This is a genomic window from Kribbella sp. NPDC048928, from assembly GCF_043197975.1.
GTDB lineage: Bacteria > Actinomycetota > Actinomycetes > Propionibacteriales > Kribbellaceae > Kribbella.
In genome coordinates this window covers 742,101-766,482 of record NZ_JBICUC010000004.1, presented here as the reverse complement: position 1 = coordinate 766,482, position 24,382 = coordinate 742,101, and the positions used below count along the sequence as shown (strand labels likewise).

The 24,382-nt window shown below is 68.7% G+C and carries 19 protein-coding genes; 6 read left to right on the top strand and 13 right to left on the bottom strand.

All coding sequences use genetic code 11. The features are described from left to right. Positions 1-45: 45 nt before the first annotated feature. Together ACGFI6_RS21600 and ACGFI6_RS21595 are read left to right on the top strand one after the other, a co-directional pair. Positions 46-1,971 (top strand): acyl-CoA dehydrogenase, encoded by a 1,926-nt coding sequence (locus ACGFI6_RS21600; RefSeq protein ID WP_393121074.1) that lies wholly within the window; start codon positions 46-48, stop codon positions 1,969-1,971. Continuing rightward, the gene (locus tag ACGFI6_RS21595) at positions 1,964-2,599 is read left to right on the top strand and encodes a hypothetical protein (protein ID WP_393121072.1); all 636 of its coding nucleotides are present in this window, start codon (positions 1,964-1,966) and stop codon (positions 2,597-2,599) included. The genes ACGFI6_RS21600 and ACGFI6_RS21595 overlap by 8 nt, the downstream gene beginning before the upstream one ends. Positions 2,600-2,603: 4 nt before the next feature. Here the strand turns inward: ACGFI6_RS21595 and ACGFI6_RS21590 are convergent, their stop codons facing one another. Then, a complete protein-coding gene (locus ACGFI6_RS21590; protein WP_393121070.1) occupies positions 2,604-4,325 on the bottom strand; it encodes a carboxylesterase/lipase family protein in 1,722 nt (573 codons plus the stop codon). Positions 4,326-4,425: 100 nt separating this feature from the next. Here ACGFI6_RS21590 and ACGFI6_RS21585 point away from each other — a divergent pair, with 100 nt between their 5' ends. Beyond that, positions 4,426-5,166: a TetR/AcrR family transcriptional regulator gene (locus ACGFI6_RS21585; RefSeq protein ID WP_393121068.1), complete on the top strand. Its 741-nt coding sequence runs from the start codon at positions 4,426-4,428 to the stop codon at positions 5,164-5,166. Positions 5,167-5,650: 484 nt separating this feature from the next. On the opposite strand, the gene ACGFI6_RS21580 is transcribed toward ACGFI6_RS21585, so the two are convergent. Next, positions 5,651-8,134: a bifunctional FO biosynthesis protein CofGH gene (locus ACGFI6_RS21580; protein WP_393121292.1), complete on the bottom strand. Its 2,484-nt coding sequence runs from the start codon at positions 8,132-8,134 to the stop codon at positions 5,651-5,653. A 118-nt stretch (positions 8,135-8,252) separates the two neighbouring features. On the opposite strand from ACGFI6_RS21580, the gene ACGFI6_RS21575 reads away from it, so the two are divergent. Both ACGFI6_RS21575 and ACGFI6_RS21570 read left to right on the top strand, forming a co-directional pair. Further along, the gene (locus tag ACGFI6_RS21575) at positions 8,253-8,807 is read left to right on the top strand and encodes a TetR/AcrR family transcriptional regulator (protein ID WP_393121066.1); all 555 of its coding nucleotides are present in this window, start codon (positions 8,253-8,255) and stop codon (positions 8,805-8,807) included. Positions 8,808-8,876: 69 nt separating this feature from the next. Next, the gene (locus ACGFI6_RS21570; RefSeq protein WP_393121064.1) at positions 8,877-10,703 is read left to right on the top strand and encodes an ABC transporter permease; all 1,827 of its coding nucleotides are present in this window, start codon (positions 8,877-8,879) and stop codon (positions 10,701-10,703) included. On the opposite strand, the gene ACGFI6_RS21565 is transcribed toward ACGFI6_RS21570, so the two are convergent. From ACGFI6_RS21565 to ACGFI6_RS21545, 5 genes are all read right to left on the bottom strand, one after another. Continuing rightward, the gene (locus ACGFI6_RS21565) at positions 10,660-11,157 is read right to left on the bottom strand and encodes a DUF2867 domain-containing protein (protein WP_393121063.1); all 498 of its coding nucleotides are present in this window, start codon (positions 11,155-11,157) and stop codon (positions 10,660-10,662) included. The genes ACGFI6_RS21570 and ACGFI6_RS21565 overlap by 44 nt on opposite strands. Positions 11,158-11,171: 14 nt before the next feature. Further along, entirely contained in the window at positions 11,172-11,696 is a 525-nt protein-coding gene (locus ACGFI6_RS21560; RefSeq protein ID WP_393121061.1) for a TetR/AcrR family transcriptional regulator, read from the bottom strand. 30 nt (positions 11,697-11,726) lie between these two features. Next, positions 11,727-14,132 carry a GH116 family glycosyl-hydrolase gene (locus ACGFI6_RS21555; protein WP_393121059.1) on the bottom strand — a complete coding sequence of 802 codons (2,406 nt, stop codon included), beginning with the start codon at positions 14,130-14,132 and terminating at the stop codon, positions 11,727-11,729. Between the two features lie 68 nt (positions 14,133-14,200). Next, on the bottom strand, positions 14,201-15,415 hold the full coding sequence (locus ACGFI6_RS21550; protein WP_393121057.1) for an MFS transporter: 1,215 nt from the start codon (positions 15,413-15,415) through the stop codon (positions 14,201-14,203). Further along, positions 15,412-15,858 carry a MarR family winged helix-turn-helix transcriptional regulator gene (locus tag ACGFI6_RS21545; protein ID WP_393121055.1) on the bottom strand — a complete coding sequence of 149 codons (447 nt, stop codon included), beginning with the start codon at positions 15,856-15,858 and terminating at the stop codon, positions 15,412-15,414. The genes ACGFI6_RS21550 and ACGFI6_RS21545 overlap by 4 nt, the downstream gene beginning before the upstream one ends. A 134-nt stretch (positions 15,859-15,992) precedes the next feature. On the opposite strand from ACGFI6_RS21545, the gene ACGFI6_RS21540 reads away from it, so the two are divergent. After that, positions 15,993-16,976, top strand: coding sequence for a LuxR C-terminal-related transcriptional regulator (locus ACGFI6_RS21540; RefSeq protein WP_393121053.1), 984 nt, complete (start codon positions 15,993-15,995; stop codon positions 16,974-16,976). Positions 16,977-16,982: 6 nt separating this feature from the next. Here the strand turns inward: ACGFI6_RS21540 and ACGFI6_RS21535 are convergent, their stop codons facing one another. Genes ACGFI6_RS21535 through ACGFI6_RS21510 form a run of 6 tightly spaced genes read right to left on the bottom strand, consistent with a single transcriptional unit; the run spans position 16,983 to position 24,381 of the window. Beyond that, on the bottom strand, positions 16,983-18,623 hold the full coding sequence (locus ACGFI6_RS21535) for a dipeptide ABC transporter ATP-binding protein (RefSeq protein ID WP_393121051.1): 1,641 nt from the start codon (positions 18,621-18,623) through the stop codon (positions 16,983-16,985). Next, positions 18,620-19,762: a serine hydrolase domain-containing protein gene (locus tag ACGFI6_RS21530; protein ID WP_393121049.1), complete on the bottom strand. Its 1,143-nt coding sequence runs from the start codon at positions 19,760-19,762 to the stop codon at positions 18,620-18,622. The genes ACGFI6_RS21535 and ACGFI6_RS21530 overlap by 4 nt, the downstream gene beginning before the upstream one ends. After that, on the bottom strand, positions 19,759-20,964 hold the full coding sequence (locus ACGFI6_RS21525) for an anhydro-N-acetylmuramic acid kinase (RefSeq protein ID WP_393121047.1): 1,206 nt from the start codon (positions 20,962-20,964) through the stop codon (positions 19,759-19,761). The genes ACGFI6_RS21530 and ACGFI6_RS21525 overlap by 4 nt, the downstream gene beginning before the upstream one ends. Beyond that, positions 20,964-21,857: an ABC transporter permease gene (locus ACGFI6_RS21520; protein ID WP_393121046.1), complete on the bottom strand. Its 894-nt coding sequence runs from the start codon at positions 21,855-21,857 to the stop codon at positions 20,964-20,966. The genes ACGFI6_RS21525 and ACGFI6_RS21520 overlap by 1 nt, the downstream gene beginning before the upstream one ends. Continuing rightward, positions 21,854-22,831, bottom strand: a complete 978-nt coding sequence (locus ACGFI6_RS21515) for an ABC transporter permease (protein WP_393121044.1) — start codon at positions 22,829-22,831, stop codon at positions 21,854-21,856. The genes ACGFI6_RS21520 and ACGFI6_RS21515 overlap by 4 nt, the downstream gene beginning before the upstream one ends. Next, complete coding sequence (locus ACGFI6_RS21510; RefSeq protein WP_393121042.1) at positions 22,831-24,381, bottom strand: ABC transporter substrate-binding protein; 1,551 nt, start codon at positions 24,379-24,381, stop codon at positions 22,831-22,833. Before ACGFI6_RS21510 ends, ACGFI6_RS21515 begins: the two co-directional genes overlap by 1 nt. Between the last annotated feature and the right edge of the window lies 1 nt (position 24,382).

Sequence of the window (24,382 nt, the reverse complement as noted above, 5' to 3'; positions counted from 1 at the left end):
GGATCGATGACGAGAACCGGGGCGAATCCTCGTAAGTTAAAGGGCATGAGCACAACGGCGATGCGGGACTACCTGGACGGCCCGCACAAGGCGGCGCGGGACGTCGTGCGGGCCGAGCTGGCCGCGCACGCCGACCTGGGAGATCTGGCGGTCCGACTGCCGCGGGACGAGTATCGGGACCGGATCCTCGACCTGCTGCTGCGGTCGGCCGCCGAAGGCCTGCCCGCGCGCGGGTACCCGAAGGAATACGGCGGGGCGGCGGACCTGGGTGGCTTCATCGCGGGCTTCGAGACGCTGGCGTTCGGCGACCTGTCGCTGATGGTCAAGGCCGGCGTGCAGTTCGGCCTGTTCGCGGGCGCGATCCAGCATCTCGGGACCGAGCAGCACCACCAGCAGTACCTGGCGGATGCGATCAGTGGACGGCTGCTCGGCTGCTTCGCGATGACCGAGACCGGCCACGGGTCCAATGTGCAGGCACTCGGCACGACAGCGACGTACGACGAGTCGACCGATGAGTTCGTCGTGCACACGCCGACCGCGGCGGCGCGCAAGGACTACATCGGGAACGCGGCCCGGCACGGGCGGATGGCGGCCGTGTTCGCGCAGCTCGTGGTCGGCGGCGAGCGGCACGGTGTGCACTGCCTGCTGGTGCCGATCCGGGACGCCGACGGTGCGGCGCTGCCCGGCGTGACGCTGACCGACTGCGGGCCGAAGCTCGGGCTGAACGGCGTCGACAACGGGCGGATCGTCTTCGACCAGGTGCGGGTGCCGCGCGCGGCGCTGCTCGACCGATACGCGCAGGTCGATGCCGACAGCAACTACAGCAGCCCGATCGAGAATCCGGACCGCCGGTTCTTCACCATGCTCGGGACGCTCGTGCAGGGGCGGGTATCGGTCGGTGGCGCCGCGATCAACGCGAGCAAGGTGGCACTGACGATCGCGATCCGGTACGGCGCTCAGCGGCGGCAGTTCGGTGCGCCTGGGAGCGAGGAGGAGGCGATCCTGCTCGACTACCGGATGCACCAGCGCCGGTTGCTGCCACTGCTCGCGCGGACGTATGCGTTGCACTTCGCGCAGGCCGAGCTGGTCGACGAGTTCACCCGGGTGTTCAGTGACGAGAGCCGGGACGAGCACGACCGCCGCGCGCTGGAGGCGCAGGCGGCCGGCACCAAGGCGCTCGGGACGTGGCACGCGACCGAGACGATCCAGATGTGCCGGGAGGCCTGCGGTGGCGCCGGCTATCTCGCGGAGAACCGGCTGGCGACGCTGAAGGCCGACACCGACGTGTTCACCACCTTCGAGGGCGACAACACGGTCCTGCTGCAGCTCGTGGCGAAGGGCCTGCTGACCGACTACCGGGAGTCGTTCGGCAAGCTCGACCCGTTGGGTACGGCGCGGTTCGTGGCGGCGCAGGCCGTCGAGATCGCGGTCGAGAAGGCGGCGCTGCGGCCGTTGATCGAGCGGCTGCGCGACGTCGTACCGAATCGGAACGACGCCGCGGACCCAGATGCCGGGCTGCGGGACGACGCGTACCACTCCGGCATGCTGCGGTATCGCGAGGAGCACCTGCTCTCCGGGGTGGCGCGGCGGCTCAAGGCCGGGATCGACGCGGGCGACGATCCGTTCGACGTCTTCAACCGGTGCCAGGACCACGTGATCGCGGCCGGCCGGGCGCACGTGGACCGGATCGTGCTGGAGGCGTTCCAGTCCGCGGTGCGGAACGCGCCGGACGAGGTCCGCCCGCTCCTGCAGGACGTGTACGACCTGCACGCCGTGGCCACGATCGAGGCCGAGCGTGCGTGGTACCTCGAGCACGGGCGGCTGTCGCCGGGTCGTTCGAAGGCGATCACCGCGCTCGTCAACGACCTCTGCGCGGTGGTTCGGCCGGCCGCGGTGGAGCTGGTCGACGCGTTCGGCGTACCGGGCTCGGCGGTGGAGGTGCCGATGGTTGTACCGTCACAACATGAGTGAGATGCCCTCTGAGTCGATCGAACCTGCGTCGGCTGCCGAAGCCGCCCGTGAGCTCGCCCGGGTCCTGCTGGAGCAGGCCGATGCTCTGGACCTCCACGACCTGCGGGCGACCGGCGCGATCGAGAACGTCCGGGTCCAGGCCCGGGCGCTCGCCGACGCCGTCCACGAACGCGGCTGGGGCGACATCTTCCTCGGGATCGACTCCTACGATCCCGACGAGCTGGACGACCTGCCGCTCGGGCCGGACGACTTCGACGACCCCGCGGACTACCGGGAGATCGTCGCCGGGGACGCCCTGGACCTCGAGGAACTCGATGAGCCGATGGTGCCGGAGTCCGGGGTCCGGCTCAGCTACCAGGCGCGGTACGACTACGTCGTCACCGACCCGGACGCCTTCGTGCAGTACGTGCGCAGCCGGGCGGACGAGGCGCAGAACGACGAGATCATCGACGATATCGAGGACGCCCAGTCCGCCTTCGAGCTGCTCTGCTACCTGGACGGTGTCGGCTCGAAGGAGTACGAGCCGTTCGGTCTGGTCCCTGGTGGCGGCGAGGAGTCGCACAAGGTCGTCAAGTTCTCGCTGTGGGACCTCGACCCGACCCGCCGCGACGACACGTATCCGTACTAAGGCCTCAAGACGCAATCGAGCTCCAGAACGCGCACTGGTGCTCTTGGGCGAGGTCGGCTGCGGTGATTCCTTGCGGGGCAAGTGACTGAACATGGCCCTTGCTCTGGAACGGCTGCCACCGTGGCTGACCCGGACCGTTCGGATCACCGGTGTGGGCGAACTGCGTCCAGTAGCTCATCATCGTCGCGGAGAGCTGTTTCTGCGCGGGGGTGCTCGGTCCCGGGAGCTGCGCGTCGTTGAAGAGGTACTGCAGCTCGGCGCCGTGGAACGCGCCGGTCGGGAAGTTCGGCTTCGGCAGCGTGCTGAACCACGGTGCAGTCTCGTCGGCGAACTCGTACGCGTACAGCGGTGTCTGCGCGGCGAGGGTGCGATCCCGGGCGAGGACCGGGCAGCCCCACGCCCAGTCGGTGACCACCGTCGACAGGGCCTCCCCGGCGGACCGGAACTGTTCGACGGGATAGCGGGCCAGGACCCGTTCGGCGTCCGACCGGTCGAAGAGCGTGTGCACCTCGGCGCTGTAGCTCGCCGGGGTCGTCACCTGACCGGTTGCGGTCTCGATCGCCGCGGTGAACAGATTGTGCTCGTCCCGCGTGGTCCCCTGGATGATCGGTACGTGGTTGAAGCGGCCGGTTGCGAACGCGCGATCCGGACTGAGCGGCAACACGCCACCGCCGACGGTGGGCCCTGATCCGACACCGACGTCAGAGAACTTGGCGAGCTTGGCGGTCGGTTTGGACCGTAGACAGGCCGCAGCGGTCGCCGGGCTGGAGCAGCCGACCTCAGCCGCTACCTCGAGGCCGTGTTGCTCGCGCTCGGCCCGTGGCAGCGGAAACCAGGTCGGTGGACCGGGCGACCAGTTCTGCCCGGTGCATCCGGCGCTCTGCACGATCGCCTTCTCGAACAGTCCCGCGGATCCTGGTGCGACCAGGTGGGAGCAGACGCTGGTGCCTCCGGCGGACTCACCGAAGATCGTGACGTTGCCCGGATCGCCGCCGAACGCCGCGGCGTTGCGCTGGACCCATCGCAGCGCAGCCTGCTGGTCCTCGAGGCCGAAGTTGCCCGAGAGCTGCCGAGCTCCGCCGTGGTCCAGCGCCGGATGGGCCAGGAAGCCGAAGATGCCCAGCCGGTAGTTGGGGCTGACCACGATGACCTGGCCGCTGTTCGCCAGCTTCTGTGCGTCGTACACGCTGCCGGCTCCGTTGATGAAGCCGTTCCCGTGGATCCACACCATCACCGGCAGTTTGCGTGCACTGCTGACCCGTGGCGTGGCGACGTTGAGGTAGAGACAGTCCTCGGTGTTGCTGGCTGGGTCGATCAGGCCTTCGGCCTGGGCGCAGCGGTTCCCGGGTTTGGTGGCGTTCCGGATGCCATGCCACGCCGCCGCCCGTTGCGGCGAGGCCCAGCGGAGCCGCCCGACCGGCGGTGCGGCGTAGGGGATTCCTTGGAACAGCCGCGCCTCCGCGGTGAGCATGCCGCGGACGGCTCCGGTGTCCGTCGAGACCACGGTGCGCGCGGGAGCGTCTGCCGTACGGTGGATGCTCGCCAGCGACCCGCTGCGATAAGCGCCGTCGCTCGTCGTGGCCGTCTCGGCTTGGGCTGCGGCCCCGCCGACCGCCGCCGTGCCAGTGAGCAATGCTGCGGTCAGCAGCAGCCCAAGCCGGCGCGAAGGGCCGAACCGCGACCGCCGCCGACCCGGCCCGTCGTGTTGATGATGTCGCTGTTCCATCGCGTGCTCGCCTTCTCGACTGTATTCGTGTGTGGGTCACACTAATATAAAGTGTAAGGTACACACGAAGTCAACTTGTTGAGCGGGAGGAGCCGAACGGATGCCCGACGAGGCGCACCTGCCGCCGGGGCTGGTGCTGGCGTGGGGCCAGCCGGCCAAGGCGAACAAACTCGGCCGGAAGCCGACGCAGAGCGTCGAGCAGATCGTCGGCGCGGCCCTCGAACTGGCCGATGCCGACGGGTTCGCCGCGTTGTCGATGCCCAAGCTCGCCCAGAAGCTCGGGCTGACCGCCAATGCGATCTACCGGTACGTCAGGTCCCGCGACGAGTTGCTGGTCCTGCTCGGTGACGCAGCCTGGGGTCCGGTGCCGGCACAGGTTGCCGCTGCGCGGGACTGGCGAGCCGGCGCGGCCGCCTGGACGCAGGGGATGGTCGATCGGTGCGACGTGCACCCCTGGCTCTGTGATCTCCCCATCCGCGGGGCGCCGGTGACGCCGAACCAGCTCGGCTGGGCAGAGGCGATCCTGCGCGTCCTGACCGGCGCCGGACTGAGTCCCGCCGAGAGCCTCTCGTGCGCGCTGCTCCTGGACGGATATGCGCGGCGGATCGCCGCTGCTCGTCGCGATGTGCGGGACAGCGCCACGACCTCCGTCCAGCCGGCCGCGGTGTCACGATTCCTGGAGCCGCGGCTGCACGAGCTCGGATACTCGATCCTGGCCGGGCTGATGGCCGGCGACCAGTACACCGACGAGGTCCACGAGGCCGACATCACCTTCGGCCTCGAACGGATCCTGGACGGCATCGACGTACTGATCGCGGCGAAGCGGTCGACGCAGAACTGACGTAGAACTGCCGACAGACCCACGAACAGAAGCTGCCTCGTTGTATCGGTCCCCAGCAGCACCGGTACAACGAGGCAGCTTTTTCAGTAAGAAACGCCGACCGTGCCGGGTGTTGGTCGCCACCTCACTGGCGACCAACACCCCACCGGCACGGCCGGCGTCCTGCTGTTGCCCCGAGAGGGCAAGTGGCCCGAAGGAGGGCGGTCCCGAGACCCATTCCGCGGCCGGCAGGGGAGGTACAGTCCGGTCGCGGACGGAAGTCCAGCGGGATCCACCTGGACCCAGTGCCGGCGACCCGTCCGCCGCCGACAAGAGAACGTTGTCATGGGCCCGGCGTACCGGGAATCATCCGGTTCAAACATTTGCATTGCCTTTGAAGTAGGCAACGCTCAGTAAAAGTTCCTTCACTTTCCGTGCAGATGTTGCCTGCCGCAACAAGTTTTGACACTCGGTTAGTCCAACACTCAACAAGCCCGGAATGGCGTCAGGCGAGTTCCAGGGAAGGGCGGACGGGGACGTCGCCGTACGTCGTGGTGCGCTGGCGTGCCGGCCGGCCGGCCGCGGTCGCCATCGCGGTCAGTTCGCTGATCGACTTGCGGCTGCCGTGCTTGGAGCCGGCCATCCGGCTGATCGTCTCCTCCATCAACGTGCCGCCGATGTCGTTCACGCCGCCGTTCAGGACCGCGACGCAGCCGTCGACGCCGAGCTTCACCCACGAGCACTGGATGTTGTCGATCCGCCCGTGCAGCATGATCCGCGACATCGCGTGCACAGCCCGGTTCTCGTCGTACGTCGGACCCGGCCGGGCCACGCCGGCCAGGTAGATCGGCGAGTTCTGGTGGATGAACGGCAGCAGCACGAACTCCGTGAAGCCACCGGTCTGGTCCTGTACCGCGGCGATCGTCCGCAGGTGCTGGACCCAGTGGTGCGGGGCGTCCACGTGGCCGTACATCATCGTCGAGCTGGACGGCAGGCCGACGCGGTGCGCCGTACTGATCACCTCGATCCACGAGGCCGTCGGCAGCTTGCCCTTGGTGAGGATCCAGCGGACGTCGTCGTCGAGGATCTCGGCGGCCGTGCCCGGGATGCTGTCGAGTCCGGCCTCCTTGACCGAGATCAGGAACTCCTCGATCGACAGGCCGGTGCGGACCGAGCCGTTCACGATCTCCATCGGGGAGTAGGCGTGCACGTGCATGTCGGGGACCCGGTCCTTGACCGCGCGGACCAGGTCCGCGTACGCGGTGCCGGGCAGGTCCGGGTGGATGCCGCCCTGCATGCAGACCTCGGTGGCGCCGATCACCCACGCCTCTTCGGCGCGCTGGCCGACCTCGTCCATCGACAGTGAGTACGCGTCGGCGTCGGTGCGGCGCTGCGCGAAGGCGCAGAACCGGCAGCCGGTGTAGCAGACGTTGGTGAAGTTGATGTTCCGGTTCACGACGTACGTGACGTCGTCGCCGACCGTTGCCTTGCGCAACTCATCCGCAAGGTGTGCAAGCTGGTCGAGCGCCGGCCCGGTGACCGTCATCAGAGTGAGGGCCTGCGCGTCGGAGAGTCCGGCGGGATCCCGCTCGGCGGCGGCCAAAGCCTGTTTTACATCACCGTCAAGACGTTCTGGAGCGGTTCGGGCGGCGACGTCTTCGCGGAGGACGTCCCAGTCGCCGTAGGCGGCGTCGAAGTCGGATCGGGTCTCGGTGCGCCGGCCCTCGGTGTCGATCGCGGTGTGCAGGTCGGTCCGCCCGACGCTGTCCCATCCGCCGTCCGGCTCCTGCCACGGCAGGCCGGCCGGCTTCGCGTCCTCGTTCGCCAGCCCGGTCTCCGGGTCGACGAGGGCCTCGACGTGCGAGATCAGCCGCGGGTCGAGCCACGGTTCGCGCAGATACTCCGGGTGCGCGGTGAGCCGCTCGCGCAGGACGAACCCGGCGTCGGCGGTCACCTTCGCGAGGTCGTCGATCTGGGGCCAGGGGCGTTCGGGGTTCACGTGGTCGGGGGTCAGCGGCGACACCCCGCCGAAGTCGTCCACGCCCGCGTCCAGCAGTGCACGGCACTCGGCCAGGTCGACCAGGTTCGGCGGCGCCTGGACGCGGACCCGCGAGCCGAGCACGACCCGCGTCACCGCGATCGCGGCCAGCCATTCGTCGAGCGGTACGTCGGCGTCGTTGCGCATCGCGGTGTCCGGCTTCACCCGGAAGCCCTGGATGATGACTTCCTGGATTCCGTTGTACTGCCGTGCGATCTTGCGCAGCGCGAAGATCGAGTCGGCCCGCTCCGGCAGCGTCTCGCCGATCCCGATCAGCAGCCCGGTCGTGAACGGAACGTTGGACCGCCCCGCGTCCTCCAGCACCCGCAGCCGGATGGCAGGGTCCTTGTCCGGCGAACCGAAGTGCGGCTGGCCCTTCTCCTCGAACAACCGCCGCGACGTGGTCTCGAGCATCATGCCCATGCTCGGAGCGACCGGCTTCAACCGCTGCAGGTCCTGCCACGACATCACGCCCGGGTTCAGGTGCGGGAGCAGCCCGGTTTCCTCGAGGACGCGGATCGCCATTGCCCGTACGTAGTCGAGCGTGCTGTCGTACCCGGCCTCCTCCAGCCAGGTGCGCGCCGCGTCCCAACGGTCCTCGGGCGCATCGCCCAACGTGAACAGGGCTTCCTTGCAACCCATCGCCGCGCCCTGCCGCGCGATCTCGAGCACCTCGTCCGGCGAGAGGTACGGCGCGTGCACCCGGCCGGGCGTGGTGGCGAACGTGCAGTAGTGGCAACGGTCGCGACACAGGCGTGTCAGCGGGATGAAGACCTTCTTCGAGAACGTGATGATTCCCGGGCGGCCGGCGTCGGCGAGGCCCTGGTCGCGGACCCGGGCAGCGGTCGCCATCAGCGCGGTGAGGGCGTCGCCGCTCGCGCCGAGCAGCACCTCCACCTCCGCCGGGTCGAGGGTCTTGCCGTCATCGGCGCGCCGGAGCGCGCGGCGCATCGCCGTACTGAGATCTGAAGGGGCCACGGAATCCGAGCCTAAGTCGCGGAAAACGGTTGATCCCGCGATTCCGGGGACCAAAATCAATTCGTACAGACGTCCTGATAGTTTGCTGTTCGTGCAGGTCAGGCAGGGTGTCGACGGCCGCCGGGTGCGCGGTGAGCAGCGCCGGAGCGAGCTGCTGGCGGCGACCCTGACCGTGATCGAACGCGACGGAGTCGCAGGTGTGAGCCATCGGGCGGTCGCGGCAGAGGCCGACGTCTCGGTGGCCTCGATCACCTACCACTACCCGACCCTCGACGATCTTCTGGTCGCGGCGCTCCGGTCGGCCGCCGACGATCTTGCCGTCGAGCTGGACGGCTGGGGGAGCGAGCTGGGTGCGCGGCCGGCCGACGAGTTGGCGCGCCTGATCGAACACAGCGTCGTACGGCGCCGTGGCCGCACGTTGGCGCTCTACGAGCTGTACCTGTACGCCGCGCGGCGGCCGGAGCTGCGGGAGACGGCCGGTGCGTGGCTGGAGCCGCTGACCGGGATCGCGCGGACCTTCACGGCCGACCCGCAGAAGGCCCGGCTCCTGGTCGCGGCCCTCGACGGTCTGCTGATGCAGGCGCTGATCGGCGCCCGCGCGGTCGACCGCCGGGATTTCGCCGCGCTCCTCGACGTGCTGAGGTAGCGCGCGAGCTACCGGCGGTCGGGTGTCAGCGCCAGCGTCCAGCCGGCCGGCTCACGATTGGCTGGGTGGATGTTGAGGTTGTCTATCGGGGCGCTGCGCACCAGGTGGCAGTTGTTCGCGGGTGCGGTGGTCGCTGTTGCGCTCGGAGTCGGTCTGGTCCAGTCGGATCTGCAGGTCCTGGCGGCCACGAACCATCCGGTGCTGCCGGCCGGGCTGTCGGCGTACGAGCGGGCACAGATCCGGGAGGGGTACGTCGGCGCGGGGACGTTGCTCGGAATGTGCGTGATGCTCGCCGTTTTCCTGAGCGTGTTCATCGTGAGTACGACGTTCGGCTTCACGACCGTGCAGCGGCGGCGCGAGTTCGGACTGCTGCGGCTGGTCGGGGCGCAGCGCGGCTACCTGTGTCTGATGGTGGTGCTCGAAGCCGGTCTGCTCGGGGTGGTTGGCAGTGCGCTCGGTGTGCCGCTAGGGGCGCTCGCGACCTGGGCGCAGTCGTGGTTGCTCGTCCAGCTCGGGATGTTGCCGCCGTGGTTCCACGCGCCTTGGGATCTGGGCGCGGTCTGGGCGGCGATGATCGTCGGAGTGGGTACGGCGCTGGCCGGCGTACTGGCTGCGGCCTGGCGGGCGTCGCGGGTGAATGCGCTCGAGGCGATCGTCGAAGGACAGGCCGCGCGCCGTGTGATGACCGGGTGGCGGTGGTTCTGGGGGCTGTCGGCCGCGTTCTGCACGGTGGTGCTGGTGATCGCGGCGCAGGCGGCGCGGGATCTTCTGGCCGGGTTGATGATCGGGCTGGTGGTGATGATCAGCGGTTCGATCGCGCTCAGTCAGTTGAGTCCGGTCGTTGTGCCGCTGGCCGGCCGGATTCCGGCGATCGTTGTCCGCGGCAACTTGATTGCGGACCTCGCGCGGGCCGGCGTGCTGCATGCCGTCCGCCGGAGTGCGGCGACCGCGGCGCCGTTGATCGTGCTGGTCGGGCTGGTGATCGGGCTGTGGGGCACGTTCGGCTCGCTGGCGAAGGCTGTCGGTGTCGAGCAGGAGCAGCTGATCACCGCGGATGTCGTGGTCGATCACGCGGTGCGACCCGGTGCGGGGATCGCGGCCGCATCGGTGCAGACCGCAGTACCGATCACGGTCACCCGGGGACGGAAAACGGTGTACTCCGAGGCGATCGGGATCGATCCGGCGGCGTACCTGCGCACGCACAAGCTGCGGCCCCGGAAGGGCTCGCTGGAGCGGCTGACCGGGAACACGATCGCGATCGGGCCGGGGATGGCGGCCGAGGGGTACAAGCTCGGGTCGAACCTCAAGGTTGCGCTTGGCAACAAATGGACCACAGTACGGGTCGTGGCGATCATGCCCGAGACGCTGGATGTGAGCGAGAACTTCTTCGTTCCCAGAGGTTTGCTGCCGTCCGGCGGACGCACAGAGACGCTGGTGAAGCTCGAACCCGGCGCGACCCTGGACGGGCAGACGGTGAAGCAGTGGGCGGCGGCGCGGGGTTCGGTGCAGCAACGCAGTAACGCGGACCTCTTCGCGGCACTGCTGGGGCTGGCCGGGATCTTCACCGCGGTCGCGGTCGTGAACGCCGTCGTGATGTCGACGGCCGACCGGCGGCAGGAGTTCACCCTGTCCCGGCTGGCCGGCCTGACCCGTGGACAGGTCGTCACGGTCGCGGTCGTCGAGTCCGGGACGGTCGTCGTGGTCGGCGTCCTGCTCGGATCGCTGGTCGCCGCGGCCGCGCTCGCGGGGATCGCCGCGGGGCCTTACGGCCTTGCTGCGTTGGCGATTCCGTGGCGGTTGCTCGGACTGATCTTCACCGCGGCGCTGGTCGTCGCCGGAGCCGCCGCAGCGCTCACCGCTCGGCGTGCCACGTCGCGCCGGCTCGGCACATACTGACCATGATCGCGTGGTGGAAGGGCCGGACCAGGGTGAAGTAGAACCGCCCGGCCGGGCGCAGGTACTGCACGAGGGTGACGACCTTGAAGGTTGCCGGCCGCTCGTCGTCGGTGAAGATCGCCAGGTACGCGATCAGGTGGCTGTTGGTGATCTTCAGCAGCAGGTAGTGATCCTCCTGGCCACGGACCACGGTGAAGGACGAGGCCTTCGCGCCGGGCGTGAAACTCACCGTTTCCGGCCGCAGTTGGTGTGCGTCCGAATCGCCGGTGGACTTGAGCCGAAGGACCGCCGCGACGGCCGTCCGGACGGCGAACAGTCCCCTGATCCACCAGGGACCGTTGCCGAGGGCACCTGCGACGAACTCGCGGAGCGTGACGTCGCCATGGGCCGTCTTGACGTCGATCTCGTCGACGACCGGCACCAGATCGTCGAGCTCGCCCAGCGTGGTGGGCATGGAAATCTCCTCTGTTAGATGAGGCGGAGGACCAGGTCGTAGATCTTCCGCACGTCCTGCTTGCCGATCGGCGGCAGCACCTGTTCGGCGCCGACCAGGATCAGGTACAGCAGTTGTGCGAACCGATCCGGATCGACGTCCGAGTCCAGTCCGCGGCAGAGCTTCTTCAGGTATTCCGTACGGGTCTTGTCCACCCGCGCCTGCGCGGCGCGGACGTCCGGATCCTGCAACGCCCACGCCCGTACGGCGATGTCCAGCGCAGCGCTGTCCGGGTCCGCGAGCACGAGCCGCAGCAGATGCTGCAACTTCGTGTCCGCGTCGCCCGTCCCCTCGGCCGCATCGATCAACCGCGTGGTGTACCGCTGCTCGAAGTGCTCCAGCAGCGCCGCCTTGTAACCGGCAGCGCCCTTGAAGTGGTGGTAGTACGAGCCCTTGGTGACGCCGAGGTCCGCGGTCAGTCGATCGATCGTGACGGCCGGCGCCCCCTCTCGCGCCAGCAGCTCCAGCCCGGCTTCCAACCACTCGCCTCGCGTCACCATGCCCAGAACATACCATACCGTTTGGTATGGTCAAACGGTCGGCAGCTCCGCACCGTTCAGCTGCAGAGAGGTGAGGTGCAGGGTGCCTTCCTGTACGTGGAGTTGATGCGTGGTGGTGTCGAAGGTGCCGAACGCATCGCCGGTGGACCAGAAGATCGTGCGGGTGCCGGGCAGGCGTGGGCTGAAGCGCATCGCGCCGGTGCGGCCGTCGTAGTCGAAGCCGGCGAGCTGTACGACCGCACCCCAGGACGCCATCGCGCGGGCGTAGTGGTGACCGCATTCGGCCTCGTCGTACGGGTTGCGCCGTTCGCCGTCGTACCGCTGCCGGATGTCGGCGATCACCTTGAGCCCCTCGTCGACGAGACCTTCCGAGATCAGCCCGACGGCGAGGATGTGCTCGAAGCCGGTCATCACCTCGGTGAAGTACGGGAACGGGCGCTCGGGACGATTGCCGCGCGGGTAGCTGCACATCAGTACGGCGGACTCGTCCGCGCCGAGCACGTAGCTGCGCATGTGGTTGAAGTGCCCCGCGAACCCCGACAACCCGTTGTGCTTGAGGATGCTGCGCAACGTGGTGGCAACGTGCGAGTCGTCGAGCAACGTGCCGAGCTGGGTGATGCGCGCGAGGTGCTGCCCGACCAGTTGGTCGACGAGACAACCGTCACCGAGCTGCAGGACCGGATGTGTGGGATCCGCCGCGCCCATCGTCTCGCGCAGCCCGGGCGCGACGTCGTCCGCCGACGCCGGCGGCTGTACGAGGTGCCGGTAGTACTCGCCGTTGAACAGGTGCTCGTCCATCCACGCGCGGCCGTTCTCGAACAGCTTCCGGCACTCCCCGGCGAGCGGGTCCCCGAGGTACGTCGCCATCTCCTCGCACGATCGCAGCGCGGCCAGGTACCAGGACTGCATCTGCGGGTTCGGACCGTAGTACTCGACGTCCATCGTGTTGTGCTGGCAGCCCTCCATCACCCCGTCGCGATCCGCGTCCCACCCGCCAGGGATCCAGCAGAACTCGAGCGCCCGCCGCGCCGCCGGCCACAGCGACCGGAGCAGTTCGTCGTCACCACTCAGCCGCCAGTCCCGGTACAGCTTCACCAGGCACCCGAGCTGACCGTCCGCAGCCGCGACCTTCCAGTCCCGTGCGTTCGTCGCCAACGGCAGCCCGACGCGGAAGCTCATCAACCCGTTCTCGGCGGTCGCGTGCGCGAACTCGACCTCTCGCAGCGATCGCGCGATCTCCCCGAACAGGTACGGGGTCGCCTGCTCGTAGTTCCACACGTGTGTGCAACTGCCGAAGCAACTGCCTTCGTGGTCGGAGCACCCCTCCCACCCGAAGAACCGCCCGTCCGGCGTGCGGAACACGGTCTGCGTCCGCAAGGTACTGAGGTTGAACAGCGCCGCCTCCTTCACCTCGTCCGGTAGATCGCCGGCCAGGAAGGAGGAGACGAACCCGACCGTACGGCGTTCCAGATCGTCCAAGACCGGGGCGAAGCGGGTCAGCGCAGCCCAGGCGTCGTCGTACAAGGTTGTGTAGTGGTTCCCGACGAACTCCGGGTTCTCCCAGCCGCGCCGGTTCGGGAAGTGCCACGCGAGCAGGAACGTGAAGCGCTCGGTCGCGCCGCCGGCGACGGTGCGGCGGTCCGCGACCGAGGCGACCGGGGTCGCGGACTCACTGACGCGTTCGTCGAGCCGGCCGTCCGCGGTGAAGTCGTCCCAGAAATCGAGCAGGCTGTCGCCCCAGGTCCGGTCCGCCCATCCCGTACGCCGGGACACGTCCGCACCATCGAGCACGCCGAGCGCCACAGACCCGTACTGCTCCGCCTCGGGCGCGACACCACGGCTCCGCATCAGTACGCCCTCGACGCCCGCGGGTCCGGAGGCCGCCGTGTTGTAGTTGCCCGCAGCAACATCAGACGTGCCGTCGCGGCCGATGAAGTTCTGCAGCGCGCCGGCCACCGAGACGGTCAACGGCGCTGTGCTGCGGTTGGTGACAGCGAACCGCAGTACGGCGACCGGCCACGAGCTCGCCTCGACATCGGTCGGGACGAACGGGTTGAACGCCTCCAGCGCGACGTCGACCGGTACGTCGTCGTCGTGCAGCGCGAGTCGCCCGAACGGGTACGCGGTCGCGAACGTCGCCTCCCGGAACCGGGGCAGTCCGTGGTTCTGTGCGCCGCTGCCGTGCGCGCCCTCGTACTCGCTGAGGTCCAGCGGACCTTCGACGGCGCGCGCTACCACGGTCCCGTCGGCGGCTTCGGTACGGAGCGCGAAGAACGCCGTCCCTGGACGGAAGCCTTTCGCCGGCCGGTTCACCACCTCCCAGTCGCGGAGGTTGCCGCGGCCGCCGAGGCTGACCGTTCCGGTGCCGATGCCGCCGAGCGGCAGCGCGATCCGGCGGAGGTTACGTCCGGTGTACGTACGCAGAATGGGCCACATGCTCATCGAGCCTAAACGCGAAGACCCGCCGGAGAAATCGTTCTCCGGCGGGTCGGGGTAGACCACCGTCAGGCGTCGGCGACGGTGAGGGCCTCGGCTTCGGTCTCGGAATGGTTGGCGGGGACGCGCAGGTGCGACAGAGGCTTCCAGCCGGTGGCCAGGGCGCCGACCGCGAGCAGGACGGCGAAGGCGCCGACGTAGAACGGGAGCTGGATGTTGAACTCCTCGCCGAGCTTGCCGGCCAGCCACGGGGCGACGGCGCCGCCGGAGAACCGGACGAACGAGTACGCCGCGGAGGCCGTGCCGCGCTCGACCGGAGCCGCACCCATCACGGCCTCGGTGATCAGCGTGTTGTTGATGCCGAGGAACAGACCGGCCACGACCACACCGATCGCGAGCACCGCCTTGTGGTGGGCGAACACACCCATCACCGCGAGGTCGACGGCGAACAGGAACAGCACCGTCATCGCCACCGGCAGCGTGCCGAACCGGGCCTGCAGGCGCGGCGCCACGAACACCGACGTGAACGCGAGGCAGAGGCCCCAGCCGAAGAAGATCAGCCCGATCTGCCGGGCCGACATCGCCAGCGGGAACGGGGTGAACGCCAGCAGCGTGAAGAACCCGAAGTTGTAGAGCAGCGCGGTGACCGCAACCGTCGCCAGCGACCGGTGCCGGAGCGCCTTCAGCGGCTCGACGATGGATGTACGACGGGCTTGCGGCGGCGTGGCGGGCAGCAGGAACGCGGTCGCACCGAGCGCGATCGTCATCAGGACGGCGACGCCGAAGAACGGGCCGCGCCACGAGATCGTGCCCAGCTCGCCACCGACGAGCGGACCGGCCGCGATACCGACACCGAGCGCGGCCTCGTACAGGATGATCGCCTGCGCGACCGAGCCGGAGGCCGAGTTCACGATCGTGGCGAGGGCGGTGGCGATGAACAGCGCGTTGCCGAGGCCCCAGCCGGCCCGGAAGGCGACGATCATGCCGATCGAGTTGGACAGGCCGGCCAGTGCGCTGAACACGACGATGATGGCCAGGCCGATCAGCAGGGTGCGCTTGGCGCCGATCCGGCTGGAGACGGCGCCGGTGATCAGCATCGCGACCCCGATCACCGCCATGTAACTCGTGAACAGCAGCGAGACCTGGGACGGGCTCGCGTGCAGTTGCTCGGCGATCGGCTTCAGGATCGGGTCCACCAGGCCGATGCCCATGAAAGCGATCACGCAAGCGAACGCGACCGCCCAGACGGACTTGGGCTGCTTCAGGAACGACGAGGTGCTCACCGGGGCGAATCCTCCAATGGTTCAAGGGTGAGGAGTTTGTGAATGACGCTCACGGCGGCCTCCAGGGTGGTGAGGTCGTCCGCGGGCAACTGACTCAGATGCGCCGCCAGCGCCTCGCCGGCCTGCCGGCGGGCGTTGCGCAGCTCGGCGAGACCGGCCTCGGTGAGGCTGATCAGGCTGGCTCGCGAGTCGCCAGGGTCCGGAACACGCAGCACCGAACCCTGTTCCTCGAGCCGTTGCACGAGGTTGGACATGGTCGGCTGCGACGTCCGGTCGGCCTTGGCCAGCTCACTGATCCGGGCCTGGCCGAGCTCGTCGAGCCGCCCCAGCACCCGCATCGCGGCGTGCGGCAGCGTGTTCACGTTCCGGGTGGCGAGCCGCGACAACCGCGTCGAGGCCACCACCATCTGCTCACCGAGCCGAGTCAGGTCAGTTGTCGTCACACCACAAATATACATAGCTTTACTATGTAAATCCACCGAGGTGAACGAGATCACGGCGCCACGGCTTGCGGTGGCGGGTGCCGGGCGGGCGAGGGATAGTGCTCGGAGGAGGGGGTGCTGTGTCGATGGGGGCGATGGGGGAATCTGCTGGGGTACTGCGGGTCGATGCGGAGACCGCGATCATCCTCCGCGAGGCCTTCCACAAGATCGAGGCGTTGTACCGGACCGACCATCACGGGCTGTACGACTACGTGCGGGGAGTGGCCGGCAAGCTGGCGCGCGTCGACACGTTCTACATCGGGTTCCTGCAGGGCCGGAACCGGGTCCGCTTCCCGTACGGGTACGACAGCGGCAAGTTCGACGATCCGGCGACGCACACGTACGGGCCGAACGGGCAGACGGCGTGGTTGCTGCGGCACCGGCAGACGTACCGGTTCGCGTACGACAACGGAGCCGTACTGAACGCAGGTGTACCGGCCGGCGACACGAGCAGGCGATCGGCCGACGCTGTCACCGTGCCGCTCTTCCGGAACAGCAACGACCGGTCGGGCGAGCAGCTGATCGGCATGGTGTCGATGCACAGCTACGCGCCGGGGACCTACGACGACAACGCCGTACGGGCGTTCGAATGGCTCGCCGGGATGGTCTCCAGGGTGCTGAACCGTGAGGCCGAGGACCGCGACGCACTGCGGCTGCTCCCGGCCGGCGACGACACCATGGACGTCCTCACGTCGGACCACGTCATGGAGTACCTGTCGAACCGGATCGCGTCCCTACGGACGACGGCCGCCGACGCCCTCGAGGCCGGCGACATGGCCGAAGCGGTCCGGGTGCACCTGGAGAGCCTGATCCGGTCCGCGGAGCAGACCCAGTCCGAGCTGATCGAGATGATGCTGACCGTCGACGAAGGCCCGGAACGTCGCTTCACCGCGCTGACCCGGGCACAGCAGGGCGTCGCGCTGCTGCTCGTCGCGGGGTACGACAACGACCAGCTCGCGACCGAGCTCGGGATCAGCCTGAACACGGTGAAGTCGCACCTGAGCACGATCCTGCGCAAGTACGAGATGGACAATCGCACGCAGGTGGCCGACGACGTGCGGCGGTACCTGGCGCGCTAGCTGCCCTCAGGCCGTCGTGAGGGTGTGGCCCGGGATAGCGGCGATCAGCTGCTTGGTGTACTCCTCGCGCGGGGACTGGAAGATCGTGTCCGGATCTCCTGACTCGACGACCTGTCCGGCGTTCAGTACGTAGACGTGGTGCGACACCAGTCGTACGACGGCCAGGTCGTGACTGATGAACAGGTACGACAGACCGAGATCGTCCTGCAGCGCGACCATCAGGTCGAGGATCTGTTCCTGGACGAGGACGTCGAGCGCGCTGACGGCCTCGTCCATGACGACCAGCTCCGGGTTCAACGCCAGAGCGCGGGCGATCGCCACGCGCTGCCGTTGACCGCCCGAGAGCTCATGCGGGTAGCGCTCGGCGAAGGAGGCCGGCAGAGCGACCTGATCCAACAGCCCGGCTACCGCCTTCCGGCGGGCGGCGGCGTCGCCGATCTTGTGCACACGCAGGGGTTCGGCGACGACCTGCTCGATCGTGTACCGCGGATCGAGCGAGGCGTACGGGTTCTGGAACACCGGTTGGACGCTGCGGCGGAACGCCATCAGGTCCTTGCCGCGGAGCGCGGAGATGTCGGTTCCGCGATAGCGGACGGTGCCGCCGTCGGCATCCTCGAGGCGCAGCGCCAGCCGGGCGGTCGTGGACTTGCCGGAGCCGGACTCGCCGACGATCGCCACGGTCCGTCCGCGCGGGATGACCAGGTCGACGTTGTCGACGGCCAGGAACGGTTCCCTGCGGCCGTGGATGCGGTACTTCTTGACGGCGCTGGTCATCTCCAGCAGGTTCTCGGGCGGCGCCTCCGCGTCGGCGGACCGTACGGACACCACCTTGGCGCTGGCCATCCCCGGGGCTGCCGCGAGCAGCCGGCGCGTGTACTCGTGCTGCGGATCGGCGATCAGCTCGGCGGCCGGACCGGTCTCGACGATCTCGCCGCGGTACATGACCGCGACCCGGTCGGCGCGTTCCGCGGCCAGCGCCAGGTCGTGCGTGATCAGCAGTACGGCGGCGCCCAGATCGGAAGCGAGCTCTCCCATCTGGTCCAGGACCAGCCGCTGCACGGTCACGTCGAGGGCAGAGGTCGGCTCGTCGGCCAGCAGCACCTCGGGCCGGCACGCGAGCGCCATCGCGATCAGTACGCGCTGCCGCATGCCGCCGGAGAACTCGTGCGGATACTGATGGAAGCGTGCCTCCGCGTCGGCGATGCCGGCTTCGCCGAGCAGCCGGATCGCTTCCGTACGGGCGCCCTGTCCTTTGGCCAGGCCGTGCACCTCGAGCGCCTCGACGATCTGGGCCCCGACCTTCATCACCGGGTTCAAGTTCGTCATCGGGTCCTGCGGAACCAGGCCGATGCGGTTGCCGCGAATGGCGGTCAGCTGCCGCTCGGTCGCGGCCGTGAGGTCCAGATCGCCGAGCATGATCGTGCCGCTGGAGATCCGGCCGTTGTCGGCCAGCAGGCGATTCACACAGGCGACGAGCGTGGATTTGCCGGAGCCGGACTCTCCGACGATGGCGAGCGTCTCGCCCGCGGCGACGTCGAGGCTGACGTTGCGCACGGCTTCCACCTCGCCGCGCGAGGTGGTGAAGGCCACGGACAGGTCGCGGACCTGCAGAACCTGTTCGCCGGCCGGTACGGGGGTGGTGGTCATCGTTCCTCACTCGCGATGGCGGGGCCGAGCAGTTGAACGGCGCCGTTCAGCAGGACCGTCTGAATGTCCGCGCCGGAGACCAGCCGGTCGACCTCGAACGGTGGGTGGCCCAAGGTTCCGTACAGGCGCATGGCGCCGCCGGCGATCACCACCGGCTGCTCGAGCCCGACGGCGAAGAACGTGCCGGTGAAGCCACCGTGGTGCAGCAACGTCAGCGGACCGCGGTCGGTCGCGACCTGCATCCGGCGGAAACCGACTGCCTGTTCGGGATGAACGGCGGTCGGCTGTGCGAAGCGCGCGAGGACGTCCCCGTCCACCAGTTCTCCGTCGTGCAGTGCGGCGCCCAGGAGCAGGAGATCGTCGACCGTACCGAAGAGGCCGGCGTGCCCGGCGACGCCGGCCAGCGCATGGGCTGCGTTGCCGTCGTCGACCTCGCCGCGAAGGCTGTGGTCGCGCCAGCCGCCGAACGCGTCGGTGCCGAACGGGACCGGGTACGGGCGGCCGGTGGCGATCATCTGGAACTCGTACGTGTCGCTGTCCGCACTGGTAACGGCCTGCTCGGCGGGGATCGGGCCGTACGAGGCGCCGAGCGAGAGCGGCTCGGCGATCAGCTTCCGGAACGCGTCCGCCTGGCCGAGCGTCGTGATGCGCTCGATGATCAGCCCGACCAGGATCATGCCGAGATCGGAGTACTTCCAGGCGGTGCCGGGCGCGGTGGCGAGTGGAAGGGTCTGCGCACGTTGCAGGGCACTGTCTCGGTCGCGTGAGTCGCAGTACAGCGGCCACCACGGTTGCAGACCGGCCGTGTGGGTCAGCAGGTGCTCGACGGTGATCTGTTCCCTGCCATCGAAGTCCGGGAGATACCTGTGGGCTGGTGCGTCCAGCTCCAGCAGGCCATCGGCGACCAGGCGCATCGCGAGGGTGGTCGTCGAGGCAACCTTCGTGACCGAGGCGAGGTCCAGGGCCAGCCCACGAGTCATCGGAACGCCAACAGTGCCAGGGCCTGGCAGTACCGCCCAGCCCCCGGTCTCGACCTGCGTTTCCGAGCCGATCCGTACGCCGGCGATCGCACTTGCCGGGTGATGCTGATCGTCGCCGAGGCCGAGCAGCCGATCGACGACGTCGCTCAGAACGGTCATCTGACAGTCTCCGCGAAGGTCAGCGAATCGGGCCATGCGGACAGCGGCTCAACGATCGGCAGCTGACGCTCGGGTGCGGGCGTGATCCGGCCCAGTACGCGAGGTCCGGACGCTCCGGTGCAGCTCGGTACGTTGCCGGGCAGCCCGTGCAGCGTCGCCCAGCCGATCAACGCGAACGCAACCGCCTCCTTCGCGTCGGACGACACACCGGCCTCATCGCTGGTCAGTACGCGAACGCCCGGTACGAGTTCACCGATGCGGCGCATCAACGTGGTGTTGTGCACGCCGCCGCCCGACGCGACCAGGACCTCGAGCTCGGCCGCACGGATCGCGTCGGCGACAGTCACCGCGGTCAGCTCGGTCAGGGTGGCTACCAGGTCCGGGAGGCTCGGCTCGAGAGCAGTTCGGCGGAGGGCATCACGGACGTACTCGAGGTGGAAGAGTTCCTTGCCGGTGCTCTTCGGCGCGGGGAGCGCGTAGTACGGCTCGGACGTCAGCTCCTTCAGCAGATCCGGCAGTACGGTGCCGGCTGCGGCCAGCTCGCCGTTCCGGTCGAAGGTGTCGTCGCTGTCCGGCGAAGCGGTGACGACGGCGTCGATCAGTGCGTTCGCGGGGCCGATGTCCCAGGCGATCGGATCGGTGCCCGGAGCGCAGACCGTGACATTGGAGATGCCGCCGAGGTTCAGCGCGCCGGAGCGCAGACCAGTGGTGACGTACGGCCCGAGCAGCAATTGGTCGAGTACGGGAACGAGCGGGGCGCCCTGGCCACCGGCCGCGATGTCGGCGGCGCGTACGTCCGAGATCACCGGAATCCCGGTGCGCTCAGCGATCCAGGCCGGCTGACCGATCTGCAGCGTGCCATGGACGGCGCGGCCTTCGACCCAGTGGAAGACGGTCTGCCCATGCGAGCAGATCGCGTCGACCGGGCCCGCATCCGGCAGCGCGGCGTACGCGTCCAACGCGGCCGCAGCGGCAGCGGCAAACGCCTGCCCGATCTCCGTGTCCAGCTCGCACGCCACGTCGAAGCCGACAGCGGCCGGCGGCAGCGCGGCGATCAATCGGCTCCGGAGTTGCGGCGTGTAGGGCACGGTCATTGCGTACTCGATCTTGCCGGTCAGCCTGCCGGCGTCGTGGGTGAAGTGGGCGATCGCGACGTCGATGCCGTCGTGCGAGGTGCCGGAGATCATTCCGAGGATGCGCATCAGCGGCCTGCCGTCCTGGGGTCGAGGGCGGCGCGGAGACCGTCGCCGAGAAGGTTGAGGCCGATGACGGCGAGGATCAGCGCGATGCCCGGGAACAGCAGCATCCAGGGCGCGACGCTGCTCAGCGTCTGCGCGTCGTAGACCATGCCGCCCAGCGACGCGGCGGGTGGCGGTGTGCCGAAGCCGAGGAAGCTCAGCGACGCCTCGGTCAGGATCGCCCAGGACAGCGAGAGCGTGACCTGGACGACCAGGATGCCGCGCATGTTGGGGAGGATGTGCTCGAACAGGGTCGAGAACCGGCTGCGGCCGATCGCGGTCGAGGCCAGTACGTAGTCGGCCGAGCGCAGCGTCAGTACGGGTCCGCGGGCGACCCGCGCGAAGATCGGGATGTAGACGATCGCGATCGAGATGCTGACCGTCGCCCAGTTGCGCTTCAGCGTCGCGGCCAGGGCGAGCGCCAGCAGCAGCGACGGGAACGCGAACAGGACGTTCGTGACCACACCGACGATCCGGTCGACGACACCTTGGTAGTAGCCGCCGAGAACGCCCAGGACGGTCCCGGCGATCGCGGCCGCTGCCACCGAGACGATGGCTATCCGCAACGAGTTCGCCAGACCGGACGCGACCCGTGAGAACACGTCGCGGCCGAACTGGTCGGTCCCGAACCAGTGCGCCGAACCGGGCGACTTGAGCGAGTCCGCCACGTTCTGCAGGGCGGGGTCGTGCGGCGTGAGCCCGAACAGGGACATGAGTGCGAGTAGAAGTACGAGCACCATCAGCGTCACACCGATGACACCCGACGGCGTACGGAAGGCGGAGAGCCAGGCCCGCCTGCGCCGGCTCGCGTCGATCGGGACGTCCGGGACGTTGTTCAGCTCGGTCGCCGCGCTCATCGGACGCGCGCCTTCGGATCGACGAGCCGGTAGACGAGGTCGGTGAGCAGGTTCACACCGACGAACATCGTGGCGATGATCAGCACAGTGCTCTGCACGACGGCGTACTCCTTCTGGGTCAGGCCGAGCAGGACCTGCCGGCCGATCCCCGGAATCGCGAAGATCTGCTCGGCCACCAGAGCGCCGCCCAGCAGGAAGCCGAACTGCAGTCCGGTCATCGTCACGACCGGGATCAGGGCGTTGCGCAGGATGTGCCGGAACTGCAGTCGCCGTTCGGGTACGCCCTTGGCCCGGGCCGTGCGGACGTAGTCCTCGGCGCGGATCGCCAGGATCGCGGTGCGGGTGGTCTGCAGGACCGGCGGCGCGATGCTGATCCCGAGCACGAGCACCGGCAGGATCATCTGTTCCAGGTTGAGGCCGGGGTCCTGGGTGAGCGTACGGAACCCCTCGCCGTTCGGGTACCAGCCGAAGGTGTTCGCCAGCCAGCTGGCCAGGACGGTGGCCAGCAGGAACGAGGGCACCGACAGCGCCAGCAGGCTGCCCAGTTGGGTGACGTTGTCCCGTGGTTTGCCGGGACGGCTGGCGGCGAGCATCCCGAGCGGTACTCCTAGGAGGAGGCCGACCAGGATGGCCAGGATCGCCAGCTCGACCGTGTTCGGCAGCGCTTGCGCGGTCAGCTGCGCGACGCTCACGTGCGAGGTGGTGGAGACGCCGAGGTTGCCGGTGAGGACCCCGCGCAGCCAGTCGAAGTACTGGACCGGGAGCGACTTGTCGAGCCCGTAGTACGCCTCGAGGGAGCGGACCTGTTCGGGTGACAGCTCGCCGGCGGCGGTGCCGTACGACGCGGTGATCTGGTTGCCGGGAACAACACGGAGGAGCACGAACGTCAGTACGGACACACCCACCAGCGTCAGGACGGCCTCACCGACCCGCCGTGTGACGGGACGGCGGGCCAGCGTACGAAGGCGTTCCATCAGGACAGCGATGCCTTCCAGAGCGTCGAGATGCTGGCATCGCTACGAGCCTCGAAGTCCTTGACCTTGGTGTTCACCGCGATGAACTCCTTCGGCGTGAACAGCCAGACCCAAGCTGCGTTGTTGACGAGCTGGTCGGACAGCTGCTTGTAGATCGCCTGGCGCTTGGCGGTGTCCGTGGTGGCGATGCCCTGGGCGAACAGCGTGTCCAGCTGCGGCGAGCTGTAGCCGGCGACCTTGTTGTAGCTGCCGCCGGAGGTGAAGTACCGGGCGTACATGGTGTTCGGGTCGGCGCTGCCACCGTTCTGCGCGATGGCGGCCTCGAAGTCGCCCGCGAGCCACTTCTGCACGTAGGTGTTCGAGTCCAGCGTCTGCACGGTGACCTTGATGCCGACCTTGCCGAGCTGGGACTGGATGTTCTGCGCCTCGTTCACCGCGGTGGAGTACAGGCCCTGCGAGGTGATCAGGTTCAGGGCGAAGCCGTCCGGCTTGCCCGCCTTGGCCAGGTAGTCCTTCGCCTTCGCGAGATCCTGGTTGGCGCAGGGCTGGGCGTTCGGGTCGGACTTGAACTCCGGAGAGGTGATCGGGCCGGTGATGTCGCCCGCACCGAGCGCAGCCGAGTCGACGACCTCCTTCCGGGAGATCGCGCACTGGATCGCCAGCCGGGCGTTGACGTTGGACAGCGTCGGGGACGCCGCGCGCAGTTGCAGTACGTGGTACTGCAGCGAGGAGACGCTGTCGACCTTGACCTTGTCCGACGTCGCGGTCTTGGCCGTCACCGGATTGTCGAAGATCGCCACGTCGACCGATCCGGTCTTCAGCGCCGAGACCATCGACTGGTCGTCGGGGATGATCCGGAACTCCACCTTCGCGGCGCCCGGCTTGCCCTCGGCGAAGTCCGCGTTCCGCTCCAGGGTGATCGATTCGTTCGGAGTCCGGCTGACGAACTTGTACGGGCCGGATCCGACCGGCGTCGTCTCGAGCTTGTCGACCGCGACGTCCGACGGGACGATCCCGGTGTTCACCCCGGTCAGCCCGACCGGGAACGACGCGTCGGGCTTCTTCAGCTTGACCACGACGGTCTGCGGGTCCGGCGCCTGGACGCCGGCGACCGAGGCGAAGTACGACTTCGAGCTGGCCTTGGATGCCGGGTCCATGATCTTGTCGAAGGTGTACTTCACGTCGGTGGCGTCGAGCGCGGACCCGTTGGTGAACTTCAGCCCCTTCTTCAGGGCGAAGGTGTAGGTCATGCCGTCGGTGGAGATCTTCGGCAGCTCGGCCAGGCCGGCGATCGGGTTGTGGTCCGCGTCGGTGTCCAGCAGCGTCGAGTAGATCTGCGAGAGCACCTGGATCGACTGCTCGGACGTGCTGGTCCACGGAACCATCTGCGTCGGGTCCGCGGTGATGCCGAAGACCAGCGTGGCGTCCGGGCTCCCCGAGCCGGTGCCCGGGGACGTACTGCCTGAGCACCCCGCGGCCAGCAGGGTGGCGGTGGCAACCGCGGCGCCGGCGGTGAACGCACGGCGACCGGTGCGGCTGACCTTGTACACG

Bases quoted from the DNA above. Each gene is read 5' to 3' on its own strand.
- ACGFI6_RS21600 (WP_393121074.1), top strand. From the start codon at position 46: ATGAGCACAACGGCGATGCGGGACTACCTGGACGGCCCGCACAAGGCG.
- ACGFI6_RS21595 (WP_393121072.1), top strand. From the start codon at position 1,964: ATGAGTGAGATGCCCTCTGAGTCGATCGAACCTGCGTCGGCTGCCGAA.
- ACGFI6_RS21590 (WP_393121070.1), bottom strand. From the start codon at position 4,325: ATGGAACAGCGACATCATCAACACGACGGGCCGGGTCGGCGGCGGTCG.
- ACGFI6_RS21585 (WP_393121068.1), top strand. From the start codon at position 4,426: ATGCCCGACGAGGCGCACCTGCCGCCGGGGCTGGTGCTGGCGTGGGGC.
- ACGFI6_RS21580 (WP_393121292.1), bottom strand. From the start codon at position 8,134: ATGCGCCGCGCGCTCCGGCGCGCCGATGACGGCAAGACCCTCGACCCG.
- ACGFI6_RS21570 (WP_393121064.1), top strand. From the start codon at position 8,877: ATGTTGAGGTTGTCTATCGGGGCGCTGCGCACCAGGTGGCAGTTGTTC.
- ACGFI6_RS21565 (WP_393121063.1), bottom strand. From the start codon at position 11,157: ATGCCCACCACGCTGGGCGAGCTCGACGATCTGGTGCCGGTCGTCGAC.
- ACGFI6_RS21560 (WP_393121061.1), bottom strand. From the start codon at position 11,696: ATGGTGACGCGAGGCGAGTGGTTGGAAGCCGGGCTGGAGCTGCTGGCG.
- ACGFI6_RS21555 (WP_393121059.1), bottom strand. From the start codon at position 14,132: ATGTGGCCCATTCTGCGTACGTACACCGGACGTAACCTCCGCCGGATC.
- ACGFI6_RS21540 (WP_393121053.1), top strand. From the start codon at position 15,993: ATGGGGGAATCTGCTGGGGTACTGCGGGTCGATGCGGAGACCGCGATC.
- ACGFI6_RS21535 (WP_393121051.1), bottom strand. From the start codon at position 18,623: ATGACCACCACCCCCGTACCGGCCGGCGAACAGGTTCTGCAGGTCCGC.
- ACGFI6_RS21530 (WP_393121049.1), bottom strand. From the start codon at position 19,762: ATGACCGTTCTGAGCGACGTCGTCGATCGGCTGCTCGGCCTCGGCGAC.
- ACGFI6_RS21525 (WP_393121047.1), bottom strand. From the start codon at position 20,964: ATGCGCATCCTCGGAATGATCTCCGGCACCTCGCACGACGGCATCGAC.
- ACGFI6_RS21520 (WP_393121046.1), bottom strand. From the start codon at position 21,857: ATGAGCGCGGCGACCGAGCTGAACAACGTCCCGGACGTCCCGATCGAC.
- ACGFI6_RS21515 (WP_393121044.1), bottom strand. From the start codon at position 22,831: ATGGAACGCCTTCGTACGCTGGCCCGCCGTCCCGTCACACGGCGGGTC.